Genomic DNA, 18,815 nt, shown 5'->3' on the forward strand with positions numbered 1-18,815 from the left:
AATCGACAGTCGCCGCAACGCGTCTATACGTGGGTCTGTTAGCTGACGATCACCTGATTCTTGCCCAGGCGCTTGGCGGTATACATCGCCGCATCGGCGCGCGCGAACAGCGCGCTGAGGTCCGGGTCGCTGACCCGAAGGTAGGTCACCCCAAGACTGATGGTGACGCCGAAGCGCTGGCCATCGGGGCTGGTAAAGACCAGTCGCTGAATCTCACGCTGAAGGCGTTCGGCGATCTGCTCGGCGAGGTCTGGCTGGCAACCGGGTAGCAGCAAGGCGAACTCTTCTCCGCCAATGCGGCCGAACAGGTCCCCACGGCGCAACACGGACGAACCGCACTGAGCGACGCGCTGCAACACCTGATCGCCCATCTGGTGGCCATGGTTATCATTGATCCGTTTGAAGTCGTCGATGTCCAGCAGCTGAAACGCCAGCGAGGTGGCGTATTGGCGAGCCAGGTCGAACTCGCGCTGGGCGCACTCGAAGAAGTAACGGCGGTTGCTGCTCTGGGTCAGCACATCGACGGTGGCCAGACGCTGCAGCTCGCCTTCAAGCTGCTTTTTTTCCGTGATGTCTTCGGCGATTCCGACAATGATCGGCCCGCGCGCGTTGTCCGCGTTGCGTGCGATGAAGCATTTGTCGCTAAGCCAACGCAGCTGTCCGTCGGCGCGAATGATGCGGTATTCCCGGCCTTCGACGGAGCCCTTGTCCAGCACGTCGAGCATGCTCTGCTGGGCGTATTCCGAATCGTCCGGATAGATGCTGTTGCGCCACTCGTCGAAATCCGCCAGCAGCAAAGCGGCGGAACGACCGAATACCTGCTCGTACGCCGGACTGACGTAGATCATCTGCTGGGCTTGCCAATCAAATGCCCAAAGCACCGCGTTGACGGCGCCCATCAGCGTGCTGAACAGTTGCTCCCGCTCGCTCAAGCGCTCGACCTCGGCGCGGGCGTGCATCAAGGCCAACAAGGTTTGCGCCTCGGTCGGAGGGAGAATGCCACCCCCCGCTTCGCTTCGCTGGTTCACCAAATTCATACCTGCGTTCCAAAATGACGCCAGGCACCAGCGGAGAGCCGCAGGGGCAGCTGTCGCGTTAGCACCAGAATGCCCATCAGAGAGCGCCAAATGGGCAAAGTTCCAGTTCGCCCGCCCGTCAGCGTTCGTGTCGATCGGAGGTCACGCCAGGGCGACCGCCGGTCTCAACGAATAGGTTCTCAGGTGCTCGGCGAACTCGCGTAGCGATTGGATACCGCTGGCTTCGGCGTCCTGCACCCATTGCTTGATCGCGGCGAGCATGTCATGTCCGTTGGCGCTGGTACGGGTCCAGATCTGCTGCAACGCCAAGCGCTGCTCGTAGATCACCCGCAGCGACTGACTCTGCTCGAGGATCACGGCGATATGCGCTTGTTGCTCGTCTTGTAGCAGGCTCGGTTCACGCGACAGCAGCCGTTTGGCCCGGCGGAACTGATGACGTACCGACGCGTCGGCGCGCTCCAGTTCCAGCCGCACCAGCGGCTTGATGACCAGCTTGCGGTACTGCGCCATGATCTGGAAACGGTTGTTGAGAATCGCCATGGCGCTGTCCATGTCCAGTTGACGCTTGGGCGTGACGCGATGGGCGATGGGCGCGGTGCGGTTCACCTTTGCCAGGCCGAACAGGCTGAACAGCTTGATCCAGGCCCAGCCCATGTCGAATTCCCACTTGCGCACCGACAGCTTGGCCGAATTCGGATAGGTATGGTGATTGTTGTGCAGCTCTTCGCCGCCGATGAGGATGCCCCACGGCACCAGATTGGTCGCCGCGTCGCGGCACTCGAAGTTGCGATAGCCCACGGCGTGCCCCAGTCCGTTGACCACTCCGGCGGCCCAGAGCGGGATCCAGATCATCTGCACCGCCCAGACGCTCAAACCAATCACGCCAAACAGCGCCAGGTCGAGGCCGAGCATCAACACGATGCCCAGGTTGGGGAAGCGCGAGTACAGGTTGCGCTCGATCCAGTCGTCCGGGCAGTTCTTGCCGTAGATGCGCAGGGTTTCTTCGTTTTTCGCCTCTTCCATATACAGCTCGGCGCCCCGCCGCAGGACTGTGCCCAGGCCCTTCTGCACCGGGCTGTGTGGATCGTCCGGGGTTTCGCATTTGGCGTGGTGCTTGCGGTGGATGGCGGTCCATTCGCGGGTATTCATCGCCGTGGTCAGCCATAGCCACAGGCGGAAGAAATGTTTGAGTCCAGCGTTCAGCTCGAGCGAACGGTGAGCGGAATAACGGTGGAGATAGACGGTGACGGCGACAATCGTCACGTGCGTCAGAAGCAGGGTGGCGGCAATCACCTCCCAGGCCGAAAGGTCGAGGAAACCGGTGTACCACATAGTTGTTGCAGCCTCGCAGCGAAGAAAAACACAGGCCGGCAAGTGCCAGCACCCGGAGATTATCTGCTTATGGCGGCGTAATGCCGCACCCGCCCGTCGCACGACAGGATTTTCCCGACGATACCAGGGACCGTCCGGCGGCCAACCGCTAACGTGAGCGCAACGAACGATCGCCCTCGTTCGGCCGCCGTTGCTCTTTCGAAAGCTCTATTCCGGCGTTTCCAGCGAGGGGCCCACCGGTGTTGATCGCCTGAGCGCGGTAAATGAGGCGTGGGCAGGACTCGCAGGGGGAAATTCTCGTCTGGCCGCGAAGTCGAACGCTGTGCGGCCTACGACGAGACCGCAACAACGTGCCGCAGCACGTCGGCTCGGCTAGTTCTCGAACAGGTACCTATGTCAGCCCGATCGTTAGGGTTCCCAGGCCATTCCGTCCGTCAGGCTATTTTTTGCGAGCGATGTGCCAGCACACTATCAAGCTGGCAAACTGCTCGTTTCGATCGCTCGAAGTACTGTCGTTGGAGGACCTGTATGACGGAGCTGAAACGAATTATGCACGTCGAGGACGACCCCTCCATCCAGGCCGTCGTCAAAGTCGCGCTGGAGGTGATTGGTGGTTATCAGGTGTTGTCCTGCTCGTCCGGCCTGCAGGCCCTGGAAGAGGTTGAACGCTTCGTCCCGCACTTCATCCTGCTCGATGTGATGATGCCCGGCATGGGCGGCACGGAAACCCTGACCAGACTCGGCGAGCGGATCGATCTGGCACAGGTGCCGGTGGCTTTCATGACCGCCAAGGTTCAGCCCGGCGAAATCGAACATCTGCGAAAACTCGGCGCGCGTGACGTCATCGTAAAGCCCTTCGACCCGATGCGTCTGGCCAGCCAGATCCAAGCGATCTGGGACGCCGACGGCGGTTAGCCGCCGTTAACCACCCTCAACCCTGCGAGAAAGGTCCGCCAGATGGAGTCTTCGAAATCGATGCCGGCACCCCGCGAGCTGTCCCGACTCGCGGCGCTGCTACGCTACGAGATTCTCGACACGCCGGATGAGTCCGCCTTCGACGATTTCGCCCAATTGGCTGCGTACATCTGCGACACCCCCATCGCCCTGGTCTCGCTGGTGGACAACCATCGCCAGTGGTTCAAGAGTCGCCTCGGCCTGGACGTCAGCGAAACCCCGCGGGACATCTCTTTCTGCACCCATACCATCGAAGGCCAGGGCATCTTCGAGATCCATGACGCGCACCAGGATCAGCGCTTTCGTGACAACCCGCTGGTAACCGGCGACCCGCACATCCGCTTCTATGCCGGCGCGCCACTAACCTCCCCGGACGGCTATAACCTTGGCACCCTGTGCGTGATCGACCACCAGCCTCGCGAGCTCAGCGAGGCCCAGCGCGGCGCCCTGGCGCGCCTGAGTCGGCAGATCATGCGGCTGTTCGAGGAGCGCTTGCAGGCCCACCGCTACGCTGAACAGTCAGCCATGCAACAGGCGCTGCTCAATAGCGCCGCCAGCGCGATGCTGGTCACCACCGCCGAAGGGCGGATATCAGGGGTCAACCCGACCGCCGAGCGTCTGTTTGGCTATTGCGAGCAGATGCTGATCGACCAACCGCTGACCTCAATGTTGTTTCCACCGGACGCTCTGGCGCGTCGGGCGGCCGTTCTCAGTGCCGAACTGGGCGAGCCCATCGAGCCGGGGTTCGCCGTGCTCACGGCGCCAGTGCTCGAAGGGCGGCGCGAAATGCGCGAGTGGCGCCTGCTGCATCGCAACGGCGACAGTGTGCCGGTGCTGCTGAATGTCTCGGCGATCCATGACGAGCACGAACTGCTGCGCGGCTACATCGTCAGCGCCTATGACCTGGCCCATCAGGAGCACCTGCAGCTGCGGCTGCAGCAGATCGCTGCGCAAGTTCCAGGCATGCTGTTCCAGTTCTGCTGGCGGCCCGACGGTAACAGCTCGTTTCCCTACCTCAGCGAAGGCGTCGAAGACATCTACGGTCTGAGCGCGGTCGAGATGGCGCCAAGCATCGGGCCGATCTACGAAAGGGTTCATCCCGACGATCGCGAGCAGGTGCTGGCGAGCATTCGCCACGCCGCTTCCACGCTCACGCCGTGGCATTTCGAACACCGTATCGATCATCCACGCAAAGGGTTGATCTGGGTCGAGGCGCGTGCCACGCCGATGCGTCAGGCCGATGGCTCGGTGCTCTGGCACGGGCTGGTGACCGACATCACCGAGCGCAAGGCCGAACAGCTGGAGCTGGACAAGCAGCAGGAAATGAACCGACGCCTGCTCGAAGCGCTGTCCGAAGCGGTGGTGGCCTGCGACGCCGAAGGCAATCTGACCCTGTTCAATCATACCGCTCGTCGCTGGCATGGACTCGACGCGCAGCGCGTTGCGCCGGAGCAGTGGCCGAACGTCTATCGCCTCTACCACGCCGACGGCGTGACACCGATGGCCTATGACGAGGTCCCGCTGATGCGCGCGCTGCGTGGGGAGCAGATCCGCAACGTGGAAATGAGCATCGTGCTACATGGCACGGCCCGCTACGTGCTGGCCAATGCCGATCCGATGTATGCCTCCAACGGCCAGCAGAACGGTGCGGTGGTGGTGCTGCATGACATCACCGACCGCAAGCAGATCGAGACCCTGCAGCGTGACTTCGTTTCGACCGTCAGCCATGAGCTACGCACGCCGCTGACCTCCATCACCGCTTCGCTGGGACTGATTTGCGGCCAGGTAATTGGCGAGGTACCTGAGCATCTACAGGAATTGCTCGACATCGCCCATCAGAACAGTAAACGCCTGAGCGCACTGATCGATGATCTGCTGGACATCGACAAGCTCAACGCCGGCAAGATGCGCTTCGAACTTCTGCTGCAACCGCTACAGCCCTTGCTAGAACAAGCCCTTCGCAGCAATCAGGGGTATGCCGAAAGCTATTCTGTCGCGACCGAACTGGGCTATTGCCCAGCCGTATCGATCGAGGTCGATACGATGCGTCTGGAACAGGTGTTAAGCAATCTGCTGTCGAACGCGGCGAAATATTCGCCTCCCGGCGAAACCGTTGAGCTGTGGGCCGATGCGGTCGGCGATCACAGGGTGCGCGTAAGCGTGCGGGACAAGGGGCCGGGAATCGCCGATGCATTTCGTCCGCGGATATTCAGCAAGTTCGCCCAGGCGGACGCCTCGGATACCCGCCAGCAAGGCGGTACCGGTCTGGGATTGGCCATCAGCAAGGAGTTGATCGAGCACATGAACGGACAGATCGGTTTCGATTCGACACCCGGCGCAGGCGCCTGCTTCTGGTTCGAGCTGCCTTGCCACCCGCTGCGCGAGCCGCAACCGTGAAGCCGCTGCGACGGATCCTGCATGTCGAAGACGTGCCCTCTATCCAGGTGGTAACCCGGGTCGCCCTGGAGAAACTCGGTGGTTTCGAGGTGCTCAGCTGCGCCTCTGGCCAGGACGCGCTGGCGCAGGTCCAGCGTTTCGCGCCGGATATGATCCTGATGGACGTGATGCTGCCGCGGATGAGCGGCATGGAGTTGTTGTGCCAGCTGGCACGGTTGATCGATCTGCAGGCCATCCCTGTGGTGTTACTCACCGGCCACTCGCAAGCCCCTGCCGATCCCGAAGAACTGAGACGACTCGGTGTGCGCAAGCTGCTGCAGAAACCTTTCGACCCCCTACAGCTGGCGACACAATTGAACAACATATGGAATGCCGAGCATGAGTGACGGCACCAACGAAATCCTGCGCGATCACCTGCAAGCGCTGAATGAGAAATTTGCCGAGCGCTTGAAAGACGAATTGGCGGCCCTCGAGCAAGGTGCCGAGCAGTTATTGCTGATTCGTGAGCAGGAGCAGCGCCGGCAGATGGTGGTTGATCTCCACCAACGCCTGCATCGCCTGGCCGGCACGGCCGGCACCTTCGGCTTCACCGCGCTGGGCGAGCAGTCGCGGTTGCTGGAGCAGCGTGCCGATTGCTGGCTGGAAGCGGCAAAACCCAGCGGCCGGATGCTCTCTGCGTTGATCCAGGCCATCCAGCAATTGGCCGCTGCCGCGCAAACCGGGACCCTCGGCCAGGCCGGGCAATCAGAAACCCACGAACAATTGCCGGCAGGCTGCTGCATTTATTTACTCGAGAAAGACGCCGAAACCGGACAGGAAATGTGCCGTACGTTGGGCAACTTTGGCTATGAAGTGCTGCTGTTTCCAGAACTCTCGCTGCTTCAAACCGCCGTTCAGGGGCAGCTGCCGGATGCCCTCATCGTCAGCCAACATGACGCTGAGCTCGAGGAGGTGAACGCGCTGCAGCAGACCCTTGAGTCGCCGCTGCCGCTGCTGGTGATCGGCCACGGCGTCGATTTCGACAGCCAGCTGGCGGCTGTACGCGCCGGCGCGAAAGGCTATTTCACCCGGCCGCTAGACGTCACCCGGCTGGAAAACACCCTGGAAAACTGCCTCAACCTGCAGCTGAGTGAGCCATACCGGGTACTGATCATCGACGATGACACCGATCTGGTCGCACGTTACAGCCTGGTGCTGCGCAATTCGCAGATGCTGGTGCAGACCCTGACCGACCCTAGCCAACTGTTCGAGGTCATGCGGGCGTTCCATCCCGAGGTGGTACTGCTCGACATGAACATGCCGGAGTTCACCGGGCCCGAATTGGCGCAGATGATTAGGCTCAACGACGAGTGGTTGCGCGTGACCATCATCTATCTTTCTGGCGAAACCGACATCAACCGGCAGATGGCGGCACTGCTCAAGGCAGGCGACGATTTCATTACCAAACCCATCAGCGACGGCGCCCTGACCGCCGCGGTGTTTTCCCATGTCCAACGCGCGCGCACGCTGAGCATGGCCCTGTCTCGCGACAGCCTGACCGGCCTGCTCAAGCACGCCGATATCAAGGAACAGGTAGCGCTGGAAGTGGAGCGCGCGCTGCGCAGCGGCAAACCCGCGAGCGTGGTGATGCTCGACCTCGACCATTTCAAGCAGGTCAACGACCAGTACGGGCATGCGGCCGGAGACAACGTCATCCGTTCGCTGGCCAACCTGATGCGTCAACGCCTGCGCCGGATTGACAGCCTCGGTCGCTACGGTGGCGAGGAGTTCGTCGCGGTATTGCCCGACTGCAACCTGGAGCAGGCCCGGCAGATCGTCGATGAAATCCGCCAACGCTTCTCAGCGCTTCCCTTCCATGCAGGATCCAAGGTGTTCAACGTATCCCTGAGTGCCGGCATCAGCGAGACCGACGGCCATTCCAGCTCGTCCGCATTGCTGGAGCGTGCCGATCAGGCCCTCTATGAAGCCAAGCACAAGGGCCGCAACCAGGTTCAAACCACCTCACCGCACTGATCGCCTTGTCGCGCAAAACCAAGCGAACCACTGCAGCGTCTTCGACTCCAACTACACTGCATTAATCCCGCGCGACCAGGTGGTGCGTTTCCAGTCGCCGTGTGGGACGTAGCGCAAGCCGACACCTCATCGTTATCCACGACCATTTCAACCGGCGGAAGGAGTTTCGGTTTGCATGCGAAACCCCCGATAACTTGGCATTCGCTCGCTTTTCTGGTCGCTTTCGTTCTGCTCGCCGCGCTCGGCTGGCAGGGCAAACGCACTCAGGAGGCGGTGCTGACGACCAATCAATCGGTCAGCCACAGCCTGGAGATCATCACAGCGACCCAAGCCATGCTGTCCTCGCTGCAGGACATCGAGACCGGCTCACGTGGCTTTGTCCTGACCGGCGAGCCCAGCTATCTGGAACCCTACGAGGCGGGGTTGATGCAGCTCGAAGCGCATCGTCGTGAATTGCAGATGCTCCTGGAGGATCGTGAGCAGCCTGGCAAGGTTTGGTTCGACGAGCTCGACCGCAACATTGCCGAGCGCCTGGTGATTGCTGCCGGCAATATCCAGACGCGCCGTGACGCCGGGCTGCAAGCGGCCGTTGACCGACTGATGCAGGCGGGTGGCAAGCAGATCATGGATCGTCTGCGAGCGCTGTTGCTTGCCGTCGAGCAACGCGAACGTCGCCAACTTGCCACGGCAGATCGCGACGTCGCCGAGACCATTGAGCGCAGCAGACAGTTGGCACTGCTCGGCAGCCTGATGGTGGCGGCCCTGTTCCTGGCGGCCATGTGGGCTACTCGTCGCAATCTGCACATTCGTCAGGCGTTGGCGGTCAAGGCTCAAGCTGGAGAAGCCCGCCTGGGTGCCCTGTTGCAGGCCGTCCCGGACAACCTGTACGCCATTGACCGCCAGCGCCGGGTTACCGCGCTGTCCCTGGCGAGCGACAGCCGCAGCCCGGCGCCCGGCGCAATCGAGCCGCTACTCTTAGGCCTGCTCCAGCACACTGACGACTCCCTGGAGCTTTCCCGAACGACCTGGTGTGAAGTGGAAGGCCAGCGGACCTTCGAGGTGCGCCTGGCGCCCACCGGCCTTGGCGATCACCTGGCGATCGCCCGCGACGTTACCGCACTCCAACGCAGCCACGACAAACTTGAAGACCAGAAAGTATTCCTGCGGCGGGTCGTGGACACCGACGAGAACCTGATTTTCGTGCGCGACGCACAGGGTCGCTTCCTGCTGTGCAACAGCGCCTTCGCCGATCTGCTCGACAGCCACCCGGGTGCCATCGAGCAACGCCGAGCCGAGGATGTTGCAGATGCCCAGCAGGTGCTGCCGCTGTTGCAGGGCGAAGCGGAGCTGCTCAGCGGCAGCGGCGAACTGCGTATCACCGAGGTTGGGCTGACCGATGCACAGGGCCAGGAGCGTTGGCTACAGGTCGTCAAGCGCCCCATGACGATGTCCAGCGGCGCCTGCCACGTCGTCACCGTGGCGGTCGATATGTCTCTTCGACGGCGCATGGAACAGATGAAGACCGAGTTCATTTCCACTGTCAGCCACGAACTGCGCACGCCACTGACGGCGATTCGGGGCGCGCTGGGCATGCTGGTCGGTGGCGTTGCCGGTGAGGTCGGTGACGACGCGCGGTCACTATTGGATATCGCCCACAAGAACAGCGAGCGCCTGGTGCGCTTGATCAATGACATCCTCGATATCGAGAAGCTCGAAGCCGGGCGCTTGCCGTTTCACCTCAGCCACTGTGATGTGCAAGTGCTGATCGAACAGGCGCTGGTCGACATCAGACCCTACGCGGACGATTACGCCGTCAGCCTGATGCTCATTCCGCCAGCCGTTCCGATCCAGGCCAAGGTCAATCTGGACCCGGATCGCTTTGCCCAGGTGATGGCCAACCTGCTCTCCAATGCGATCAAGCACTCACCGTCCGGAGGCATGGTCAACATCGACCTGCGCAATAACGACGGTAGCCTTGAGATCGGTATCCAGGACCAGGGCCAGGGCATCCCAGAGGCGTTCCGCTCGCGCATTTTCGAACGTTTCGCCCAGGCCGACTCATCCGATGCGCGCAGGCGCGGCGGCACCGGGCTGGGCCTGGCGATCACCCGTTCGCTGGTGCAGCAGATGCATGGCCAGATCGGTTTCGACTCGCAAGAGGGCCAGGGCACGCGCTTCTGGCTGCAGCTGCCTATGACGCAGACGGAGCCAACACAGCCAACATCGACCACTGCGATGCCACCTCTTCCGCTCACCCAAAACGGCCGAGCGACGACCCGCATTCTGGTGCTGGAGCCCGATGCAGCATCGGCCCAGCAGCTGGCAAGTGCCCTGCAGCAGCACGGCTATGCCATCTTGATCGCCGAAACCGCCGCCCAGGCTCGCGAGCTACTGGCGGAATTCAGCATCCAGGCGTTGACGCTCAGCCCTTCGCTGAACGACGAGGACAGTATTGCCTTCCTGCAGAACCTACGCGGCCAGAACGCCTACCGGCATCTGCCGGTACTGATCGTCAGCCTGCAACCGCAGCGTCGCGATAACGACGACGGCGTCCTGCGCGGCGGTGCGGTGGGCGTAATCGACTGGCTGCACAAACCGGTCGATCCGTCACGGGTCATGGATGTAGTGCGTGCCTGTCTCGATACCCGGGGTGCCCGCGCGCGCATCCTGCATGTCGAGGACGACGAAGATCTGCAGGCGTTGCTGGTTCGCTTGGTCGCCCCCCTGGACATCGAGTTGCAGAGCGCTGCCAGTCTGGCCGAAGCCCGCCGCCTCCTGGACCGCCAGCACTTCGACCTGGCGATCATCGACCTGCTACTGCCCGACGGTAATGGCAGCGAACTGTTCGATCAGTTGGCCCAGACTCTGCCACCCCCGCCGGTGATCATTTTTTCCGCGCTGGATTCACCTGTGCATGACAGCCGCCTGGCCCTGCGCCAACTGGTAAAGACCCGCCATGACGGCAAAGAGCTTGCCGCACTGATCCAGCAATTGCTTCAACACTGGCCGCCTGGTCAGGCCCCAGATTCTGAAGAGGTCAACGCATGAGTGATTCCGGAAGCCAGCGTATTTTGATGGTGGAGGACGAAGAAGACATCGCATTCCTCATCCGTTTCATGCTCGAGCGCCACGGGTTCAGCGTCGAGCATGCGGTCGATGGTCGCCAGGCCCTGGAAAAACTGAGCAGCTCCAGCCCGCCGGACCTGACGCTGATGGACATCATGCTGCCCTATCACGATGGCCTGGAGTTGATCGAACGGCTGCGTGCACAGCCCGGCTGGGAACGCGTGCCGGTCCTCATGCTCACGGCCAAAGCACGTGAAGTGGATATCGTCCGAGCGCTGGAACTGGGCGCCGATGATTACGTAACCAAGCCGTTCCAGCCGGAGGAACTGTTAGCGCGAATCCGCCGCCTGCTGAGGAGGCCACGATGAGTCGACTGTTTCTGGCGCTGCTCTTCTGCCTCTTGCCGTCGCTGGTGATGGCAGATGTCGCGACCGCTCAGCGGCAGCTAGAGGCACAGCAACTCGACGCCGCCGAGACGACCCTTGAAACCCACCTGACCAATCAGCCCGAGGACCGCGAAGCGCAGTTCCTGCTGGCCCGCGTTCGTGCCTGGCAGGGCAGGCCCGAGCAAGCGCTGCCCCTGTACGAACAGCTGCTGCGACGCGAGCCGAACAACGCCGACTACCTGCTCGGCCAGGGCCAGGCGCTGCTCTGGGCTGGAGATCCACAGGCAGCGTTGGTGGCACTTGAACGGGCCGCCGAGATCGCGCCGGATTACGCCGACGTCCAACAGGTCATGCAGCAGGCGCGCGCCGCACTGACATCGCCGACGACCGCGACCGCGCCAGCTGCCATAGCGCCAACGCAGCGCCGCCATGAACTTGAGTTGTCGACCCGCCAGGACTGGCTGGACAGCGGCTTCGACAACTGGCGCAGCCAGCGCCTGGATTACGCCTCGACGCAACCGGAAGGCCTCGGCTGGTACGGCGCACTGCTGCGCGAGCAACGCTTTGGCGAATGGGATCAGGGTGTCGAGGCGGGTGCGGTGATCGCCCTGGATGACAACTGGACCCTTCAGCCCGAGATCGGCTATCAGCCATCGCCCTATTTTCTGCCCGAATGGCATGCCGACCTGCGCCTGCAACGACGGCTGCCGGCGGGTTTTCTCGGCGCCGCGAGTGTCAGGCGCACCGAGTACGAAACCACCCGGGTCGACCGGCTGGCGCTCAGCGCCGAGCGCTATTGGGGGTCCTGGCGCGCTGGCTACACACTGAACGTGACCGACGTCGCCAACGCGGGCACGCCGATCGGGCACGACCTGGCGCTGGATTATTATTACGCCGGGCTGAGCTACGCGGGCCTGCGCCTGACCGTCGGTGAGGAAGAAGCTGTCGAGGAGCAAACGTTAATCACCAGCGACGTGCGCGCCCTCAGCCTGCAAGGCCGGCATTGGCTGAGTAGCCGGTGGGCACTGTCCTGGGAAGTCGGCCACCACCGCCAGGGTGACTATTACACGCGGCGCTGGCTGCGGCTCGGCCTGCGTCATGCTTTCTGAGCTGAACTGTCCGGCCTGGCTTTGCGAGGTGCCGCGCACTGCCTGGCTGGCCATATGGCCAGAAGACGGCATGCTGCAATTGGCGCTCTACTGCGCCTTGGGCCTGGGTGGCCTGACCCTGCTGGTAATGTTCCAGGTCTTGTTGCTGGGTGAGGTCGCTAGGCGCCGTACAGTGCGGCGGCAATCGTTCAACGATCAATGGCGACCTTTCTTCGCGCTGTGCAGCCTCGGTGACGATCTGCCCGAGCCGGTTCCTGCGCTGCCTCGCAATCGCCAGCTGTGGTTTCTGTTGCAGTGGAACCGCACCCAACTGCAATTGCGCGGTACCGCGCGCGAGCGTATGAATCGCGCCCTCACCGCGCTTGATATGGACCGCCACGCCCTGGGATTGCTGCGCGGACGAGTACGAGGCAAGCTGATCGGGCTGACCTGCCTGCGCCACGTTGCCGATCCCGCCCACTGGGAAGCGGTACAACCGTTGCTGCTGAACCGTAACGTAATCGTCTCTCTGGCCGCGGCACAAACGCTGATCGCCATGGATGCGCCCCGTGCGATGCAGTTGATCCTGCCGACCGCCGTAGGGCGTTCCGACTGGGCACTGCCGCGCCTGGCCAGTCTCTGCCAGCAGGCCGGTGAACAAGCTGTGACCCTGCCCTTGCTGATCGCGCTTGCCGGTTCTGAAGATCCACGCCGTGAGCGCTTGGTGGGTTTGCTGATCTATGGCGATCCCCGACACGCAGCGCCGTGGGCGCGCGCGCGTCTGGAGGAAGACGCCGCGCCGGAGCAGTTGCAGGTCGCCCTGCGTTGCCTCTGCGAACTCGGCGATCCACGTGACCGAGCGCGGCTGTTACGCGCGTTGCAGCACAACCACGCTGACGTTCGTCTGGAGGCACTGCGGGCGCTGCACAAGCAGGCGCGCAGTGATGACCACGCGCTGTTCATGCCGCTGCTGCGCGATAGCAGCTGGTGGGTTCGGCAAGCTGCAGCGGACAGTCTGACGGCGCTGCCCGGCACCACGCCGGAACGCCTGGAGCAACTGCTCGATCAGGTGGAAGACCGCTACGGTCAGGATGCACTGCGCCGAGCCATCGCGGAGGTGAAACGGTGAGTGGCAGTTGGCTGTGGTGGCTGCAAGTGGGGTTCATCCTCTATTTTCTACTGCTCAACGGCATGTACCTGCTGCTCAATCTGCTGTCGATGGTGAGCCTGACGGGCTACATCCGCCAGCGCAGCGAAACCGGCGAAATCGCGCCCTACCTCGGTGTCGAACCACCGGTGTCGGTACTGATGCCCGCCTTCAATGAAGAGGCGACAATTCGCACCTCGGTGCGCTCGATGTTGCAATTGCAGTACCCCGAATTCGAAGTGGTGGTGATCAACGACGGCTCGAAGGACAACACCCTGGCCGTACTGATTGACGAATTCGAGCTGGTGCCGCATCCCGAGCCGCTGCGCCAGGCCGTCGCCCACCAGCCGGTTGCGACCATCTATCGCTCGCGCCGCTATGGCAACCTGCGAGTCATCGACAAGGCCAACGGCGGCAAAGCGGATGCGCTCAACGCCGGGATCAACGCCGCACGTCACGGTTTGTTCTGTGGCGTCGACGCCGATTCAATTCTGCAACGCGACAGCCTGCTGCGAGTGGTGCAGCCGTTTCTGGAAGACGAGCGCACCGTGGCGGCAGGCGGCACTGTGCGCATCGCCAACGGCTCGGAAGTGCGCGGCGGCTTTCTGATCCGTTCCGGCTTGCCGAGCAACTGGCTGGCACGCTTCCAGATCGTCGAATACTTGCGCGCCTTTCTGTTCGGCCGCCTCGGCTGGTCGCCGATGAACGCGGTGCTGATCATTTCCGGCGCCTTCGGCCTGTTCGACAAAGAGCGGGTCATGGACGTTGGCGGCTATCGCACCGACACGGTCGGCGAGGACATGGAGCTCGTGGTGCGGCTGCATCGCTATCACCGGGAAAAGCGCATTCCCTACCGCATCCGCTACCTACCGGACCCGATTTGCTGGACCGAATGCCCGGAAGACATCGGCACCCTGGGCCGCCAGCGCAGCCGCTGGCAGCGCGGGCTGGCGGAAAGCCTGAGCCGCCACGCCCGCCTCGCCTTCAGCCTGCGCGGAGGCGCGCCGGGCTGGCTGGCCTGGCCGTTCATGGCGCTGTTCGAGTGGCTGGGGCCAGTGATCGAGCTGGTCGGCTACGGCTTCATGATCGGGGGGTTCATGCTTGGCGCGGTCTCCTACGCGGCGCTGGCGACCTTCCTGCTTGTCGCTATCGGCATGGGCATTCTGCTGTCGGTGAATGGGCTGCTGCTGGAGACCATGTCGTTCCGCGTCTACGAGCGCCGCCGCGACATGCTGCGGTTGTTCCTTATGGCCGTGCTGGAGAACTTCGGCTATCGCCAGCTGAATACCCTTTGGCGTTGTCGCGGGCTCTGGCAGTGGTTTTCACGGCGCAAACATCAATGGGGCGTAATGCGCCGTAGCGGGCGGTGGGGGCAGTAGCAGTTGGAAGCGGGAAACGATTCAGCTTTGGCCGCCGTAGGGTGGATCACGCTCTACCGATCCACCGCGCGGTCGCCACGGTGGATGTAAACAGCGACATCCACCCTACCGAAGCTTTTCCTTCCGGCTTCAAGCTGTTTCTTACAGCTTGATCCAGGTGGCCTTCAGCTCGGTGTATTTGTCGAAGGCATGCAGCGACTTGTCGCGACCGTTGCCGGATTGCTTGAAGCCGCCGAACGGCGCGGTCATGTCGCCGCCGTCATACTGATTGACCCAGACACTGCCGGCGCGCAGTGCCTTGGCGGTCAGGTGGGCCTTGGACAGATCCGCCGTCCATACCGCCGCGGCAAGGCCGTACGGGGTGTCGTTGGCGATGGCCACGGCCTCGGCCGCGGTGTCGAAGGTGATCACCGACAGCACTGGGCCGAAGATTTCTTCCCGAGCGATCTTCATTGCATTGCTGACGCCATCGAAAATAGTCGGTTCGACGTAAAGGCCGCCGGTGTCCTGCAGGGTCCGCTGACCGCCAATAAGCACCTGAGCACCATCCTTACGCCCCGCCTCGATGTAGCCCAGCACGGTATCCAGTTGCTGGGTATCGACCAGGGCGCCGACGTTGGTGGCAGGGTCCAGCGGATTGCCCGGCTTCCAACCCTTGAGCGCCTCGACCACCAGTGGCAAGAAGCGCTCCTTGACCGAACTCTCGACCAGCAGGCGCGAGCCGGCGGTGCAAACCTCGCCCTGATTGAAAGCAATGGCACCGGCCGCCGACTCCGCAGCCGCCTGCAGGTCCGGCGCATCGGCGAAGACAATGTTCGGGCTCTTGCCGCCCGCTTCCAGCCAGACACGCTTCATGTTCGACTCGCCAGCGTAGATCATCAGCTGCTTGGCGACCCGGGTGGAGCCGGTGAAGACCAGCGTGTCGACGTCCATATGCAGCGCCAGCGCCTTGCCCACGGTGTGGCCATAGCCTGGCAACACATTGAGCACGCCCGGCGGGATGCCCGCCTCGATGGCCAGCTGCGCTACGCGGATTGCGCTCAGTGGCGATTTCTCGGACGGCTTGAGCACCACCGAGTTACCAGTGGACAGGGCCGGGCCGAGTTTCCAGCAGGCCATCATCAGCGGGAAGTTCCACGGCACGATGGCTGCTACCACGCCGACCGGCTCGCGGGTGACCAGGCCCAGCTGGTTATGCGGGGTAGCCGCCACTTCATCGTAGATCTTGTCGATCGCCTCGCCGGACCAGCGCAACGCCCGCGCCGCGCCTGGGATATCCACACCCAGGGCATCGCTGATCGGCTTGCCCATGTCGAGGGTTTCCAGCAGCGCCAGTTCTTGCGCATTGGCTTCTAATAGGTCGGCGAATCGGATCATCACCGCCTTGCGCTTGGCCGGTGCCATGCGCGACCAGACGCCCGATTCGAACGCCATGCGCGCGCTGATCACGGCGCGATCGGCATCGGCCTCGTCACAGCTCGCCACCTGTGCCAGCACACGCCCATCGACCGGGCTGATGCAATCGAAACTGGCCGCCGCGCTGGACGCCGTATATTCGCCCTGGATGAAAGCGCGGCCTTCAATTCGTAGGTCGCGGGCACGCTGTTGCCAGTCGGCGAGTGTCAGGGTGGTCATGGAGCGTCCTCTGATTCATCGGTTAAACAGACTGGCACCCTAAACCAGCGGCGCCAGGCCTATCAATATTTTTTACGAAGGCGCAGTTTACGCCTTGTTTTGTTCGTTTTATCAAACATAGACTCGCCGAAACCGCTGAGCGCTCGAATCCCGTCGCGTTACAGCATAGCCGCCAAAACTGCCCTGTCGGAGCTAGCAATGGTCAACGATTCCGCCGCGCCTGCCGAACATTTCTGGATGCCCTTCACCGCTAATCGCCAGTTCAGAGGGAGTCCGCGCCTGCTCGAACGCGCCGAGGGCATGTATTACATCGACAGCGACGGACGCCAAGTGATTGATGGCACCGCAGGGCTCTGGTGCTGCAACGCCGGACATGGCCGTCGCGAGATCACCGAGGCGGTCAGCCGACAGATCGCACAGATGGACTTTGCGCCGACATTCCAGATGGGTCATCCGCTGGCTTTCGAGCTGGCCGAACGCCTGGCGCAGATCAGTCCGGCGGGGCTGAACCGGGTGTTCTTCACCAACTCAGGCTCGGAGTCCGCCGACACCGCACTGAAAATCGCGCTGGCCTACCAGCGGGCCATCGGCCAGGGCAGCCGCACCCGTCTCATCGGCCGAGAACTGGCCTATCACGGCGTCGGCTTCGGCGGCATTTCAGTCGGCGGCATGGCCAACAACCGCAAGGCTTTCGGCGCGCTGCTGCCAGGCGTCGACCATCTGCCGCATACGCTCGACCTGCAGCGCAATGCCTTCACCCGCGGCCTGCCCGAGCATGGCGTGGAACGGGCCGAGGAGCTTGAGCGACTGGTCACGCTGCATGGTGCGGAGAACATCGCCGCGGTGATCGTCGAGCCGATGTCCGGCTCGGCCGGGGTCATCCTGCCGCCGCTGGGCTATTTGCAACGATTGCGCGAAATCACCGCCAAACACGGCATCCTGCTGATATTCGATGAGGTGATCACGGGCTTTGGCCGCGTCGGTGAAGCCTTCGCCGCGCAGCGCTGGGGTGTCACGCCGGACATCATCACCTGTGCCAAGGGCCTGACCAACGGCGCGATCCCGATGGGTGCGGTGTTCGTCGACGAGAAGATTCATGACGCCTTCATGCACGGCCCGGAAAGCGCCATCGAGTTTTTCCACGGTTATACCTATTCCGGCCACCCGGTGGCGTGTGCCGCGGCACTGGCGGCCTTGGAGATCTACCAGCGCGAAAACTTGTTCCAGAAAGCCGTCGAGATCGAAAGCTATTGGCAGGACGCCCTGTTCAGCCTGCAGGGACTGCCCAACGTCACCGATATCCGCACCGTTGGCCTGGTTGCCGGTATCCAGTTCGCCGCTCACCCTGAGGGCGCCGGCAAGCGCGGCTACGAGGTGTTCCGCCAATGCTTCGAGGATGGCCTGTTGGCCCGCGCCAGCGGAGACACCATCGCGCTGTCGCCGGCGCTGATCGTCGAGCGCGAACACATCGATGCCATGATCGAGCGCCTCGCCGATGCGATCCGCAAGGCTGGCTGACGGAAAGACAGGTGCGCTGGAACGCCTGCGGCCTGCATCGTCGCGGCGCGCCTCCCACTTGAGCGGTTCTGTGCAGAGTTGGCTCTGGCTTTTAGCTTTTTGACTTTTAGGCTTTTTGGCTTTCGGGCTTTCGGGCTTTCGGGAGCCCGACCCGGGGCGAAACGTTTGGCCTCCATAGCTTGAAAACCGCTACGCCAGAAACGAAAAAACCCGCCGAGAGGCGGGTTTTTCTTCAAGGGGCCGACCAATTACTTGATCTTGGCTTCCTTGTACATCACGTGCTTACGCACGACAGGATCGAATTTCTTGATTTCGAGCTTGTCGGGGGTAGTGCGCTTGTTTTTGTCGGTGGTGTAGAAATGGCCGGTACCGGCGCTGGACACCAAACGGATCAGATCACGCATGATAGTTCTCCTTAAACCTTTTCGCCGCGAGCGCGGATTTCAGCCAGAACAGCATCGATGCCGCGCTTGTCGATAACGCGCATGCCCTTGGCGGTCAGGCGCAGACGTACGAAGCGGTTCTCGGACTCGACCCAGAAGCGGTGATGCTGCAGGTTCGGCAGAAAACGACGACGGGTTTTGTTGTTCGCGTGGGAAATGTTGTTCCCGGTTACCGGACCCTTACCGGTAACTTGACAGACTCTCGACATGCCTCAGCCCTCTAAAACCACATGCCCAACCCGGCATGGGTTGGCCGCTTGAATTCAATTGTCTTTTGGCGCTCAGCGCCGCGTTTCGTTGGGGTCTTACCGGCTACGCGGCAAGCGAAGAAACCGGGCCCCTAGAAAAGAGCGCTGCTTTATATCAGAAAGCCCCCCGAGCAACAAGCGCGGAGTGACTTTTCCTCTCCGCCAGAAACCG

At 62.6% G+C, this 18,815-nt stretch carries 15 protein-coding genes; 10 read left to right on the forward strand and 5 right to left on the reverse strand.

What is annotated here, in order from left to right:
- Positions 1-38 precede the first annotated feature (38 nt).
- Positions 39-1,037, reverse strand: a complete 999-nt coding sequence (locus CH92_RS20720) for a GGDEF domain-containing protein (RefSeq protein ID WP_025243674.1) — start codon at positions 1,035-1,037, stop codon at positions 39-41.
- A 141-nt stretch (positions 1,038-1,178) separates the two neighbouring features.
- A complete protein-coding gene (desA, locus tag CH92_RS20725; RefSeq protein ID WP_025243675.1) occupies positions 1,179-2,369 on the reverse strand; it encodes a delta-9 fatty acid desaturase DesA in 1,191 nt (396 codons plus the stop codon).
- A gap of 528 nt (positions 2,370-2,897) precedes the next feature.
- Between desA and CH92_RS20730 the strand changes: the two genes are divergently transcribed.
- From CH92_RS20730 to CH92_RS20770, 9 genes are all read left to right on the forward strand, one after another.
- A complete protein-coding gene (locus CH92_RS20730) occupies positions 2,898-3,284 on the forward strand; it encodes a response regulator (RefSeq protein ID WP_025243676.1) in 387 nt (128 codons plus the stop codon).
- A 42-nt stretch (positions 3,285-3,326) separates the two neighbouring features.
- On the forward strand, positions 3,327-5,720 hold the full coding sequence (locus CH92_RS20735) for a PAS domain S-box protein (RefSeq protein WP_025243677.1): 2,394 nt from the start codon (positions 3,327-3,329) through the stop codon (positions 5,718-5,720).
- On the forward strand, positions 5,717-6,106 hold the full coding sequence (locus CH92_RS20740; RefSeq protein ID WP_025243678.1) for a response regulator: 390 nt from the start codon (positions 5,717-5,719) through the stop codon (positions 6,104-6,106). The genes CH92_RS20735 and CH92_RS20740 overlap by 4 nt, the downstream gene beginning before the upstream one ends.
- The gene (locus CH92_RS20745; protein ID WP_025243679.1) at positions 6,099-7,733 is read left to right on the forward strand and encodes a diguanylate cyclase; all 1,635 of its coding nucleotides are present in this window, start codon (positions 6,099-6,101) and stop codon (positions 7,731-7,733) included. The genes CH92_RS20740 and CH92_RS20745 overlap by 8 nt, the downstream gene beginning before the upstream one ends.
- Before the next feature lie 171 nt (positions 7,734-7,904).
- Positions 7,905-10,781 (forward strand): CHASE3 domain-containing protein, encoded by a 2,877-nt coding sequence (locus CH92_RS20750; RefSeq protein WP_025243680.1) that lies wholly within the window; start codon positions 7,905-7,907, stop codon positions 10,779-10,781.
- Complete coding sequence (locus CH92_RS20755; protein WP_025243681.1) at positions 10,778-11,167, forward strand: response regulator transcription factor; 390 nt, start codon at positions 10,778-10,780, stop codon at positions 11,165-11,167. Before CH92_RS20750 ends, CH92_RS20755 begins: the two co-directional genes overlap by 4 nt.
- Positions 11,164-12,294: a YaiO family outer membrane beta-barrel protein gene (locus CH92_RS20760; RefSeq protein ID WP_025243682.1), complete on the forward strand. Its 1,131-nt coding sequence runs from the start codon at positions 11,164-11,166 to the stop codon at positions 12,292-12,294. The genes CH92_RS20755 and CH92_RS20760 overlap by 4 nt, the downstream gene beginning before the upstream one ends.
- Entirely contained in the window at positions 12,284-13,402 is a 1,119-nt protein-coding gene (locus tag CH92_RS20765; protein ID WP_025243683.1) for a HEAT repeat domain-containing protein, read from the forward strand. The genes CH92_RS20760 and CH92_RS20765 overlap by 11 nt, the downstream gene beginning before the upstream one ends.
- Positions 13,399-14,799: a glycosyltransferase family 2 protein gene (locus tag CH92_RS20770; protein ID WP_025243684.1), complete on the forward strand. Its 1,401-nt coding sequence runs from the start codon at positions 13,399-13,401 to the stop codon at positions 14,797-14,799. Before CH92_RS20765 ends, CH92_RS20770 begins: the two co-directional genes overlap by 4 nt.
- Before the next feature lie 141 nt (positions 14,800-14,940).
- On the opposite strand, the gene CH92_RS20775 is transcribed toward CH92_RS20770, so the two are convergent.
- Positions 14,941-16,434 (reverse strand): aldehyde dehydrogenase, encoded by a 1,494-nt coding sequence (locus tag CH92_RS20775; RefSeq protein ID WP_025243685.1) that lies wholly within the window; start codon positions 16,432-16,434, stop codon positions 14,941-14,943.
- A gap of 198 nt (positions 16,435-16,632) precedes the next feature.
- Between CH92_RS20775 and CH92_RS20780 the strand changes: the two genes are divergently transcribed.
- The gene (locus CH92_RS20780; protein ID WP_025243686.1) at positions 16,633-17,952 is read left to right on the forward strand and encodes an aspartate aminotransferase family protein; all 1,320 of its coding nucleotides are present in this window, start codon (positions 16,633-16,635) and stop codon (positions 17,950-17,952) included.
- Between the two features lie 248 nt (positions 17,953-18,200).
- Here the strand turns inward: CH92_RS20780 and rpmG are convergent, their stop codons facing one another.
- The gene (gene rpmG, locus CH92_RS20785; protein ID WP_025243687.1) at positions 18,201-18,356 is read right to left on the reverse strand and encodes a 50S ribosomal protein L33; all 156 of its coding nucleotides are present in this window, start codon (positions 18,354-18,356) and stop codon (positions 18,201-18,203) included.
- Between the two features lie 11 nt (positions 18,357-18,367).
- A complete protein-coding gene (gene rpmB, locus CH92_RS20790; protein ID WP_025243688.1) occupies positions 18,368-18,604 on the reverse strand; it encodes a 50S ribosomal protein L28 in 237 nt (78 codons plus the stop codon).
- Between the last annotated feature and the right edge of the window lie 211 nt (positions 18,605-18,815).

It is taken from the genome of Stutzerimonas stutzeri, assembly GCF_000590475.1.
In the GTDB taxonomy this organism is placed as follows: domain Bacteria; phylum Pseudomonadota; class Gammaproteobacteria; order Pseudomonadales; family Pseudomonadaceae; genus Stutzerimonas; species Stutzerimonas stutzeri_D.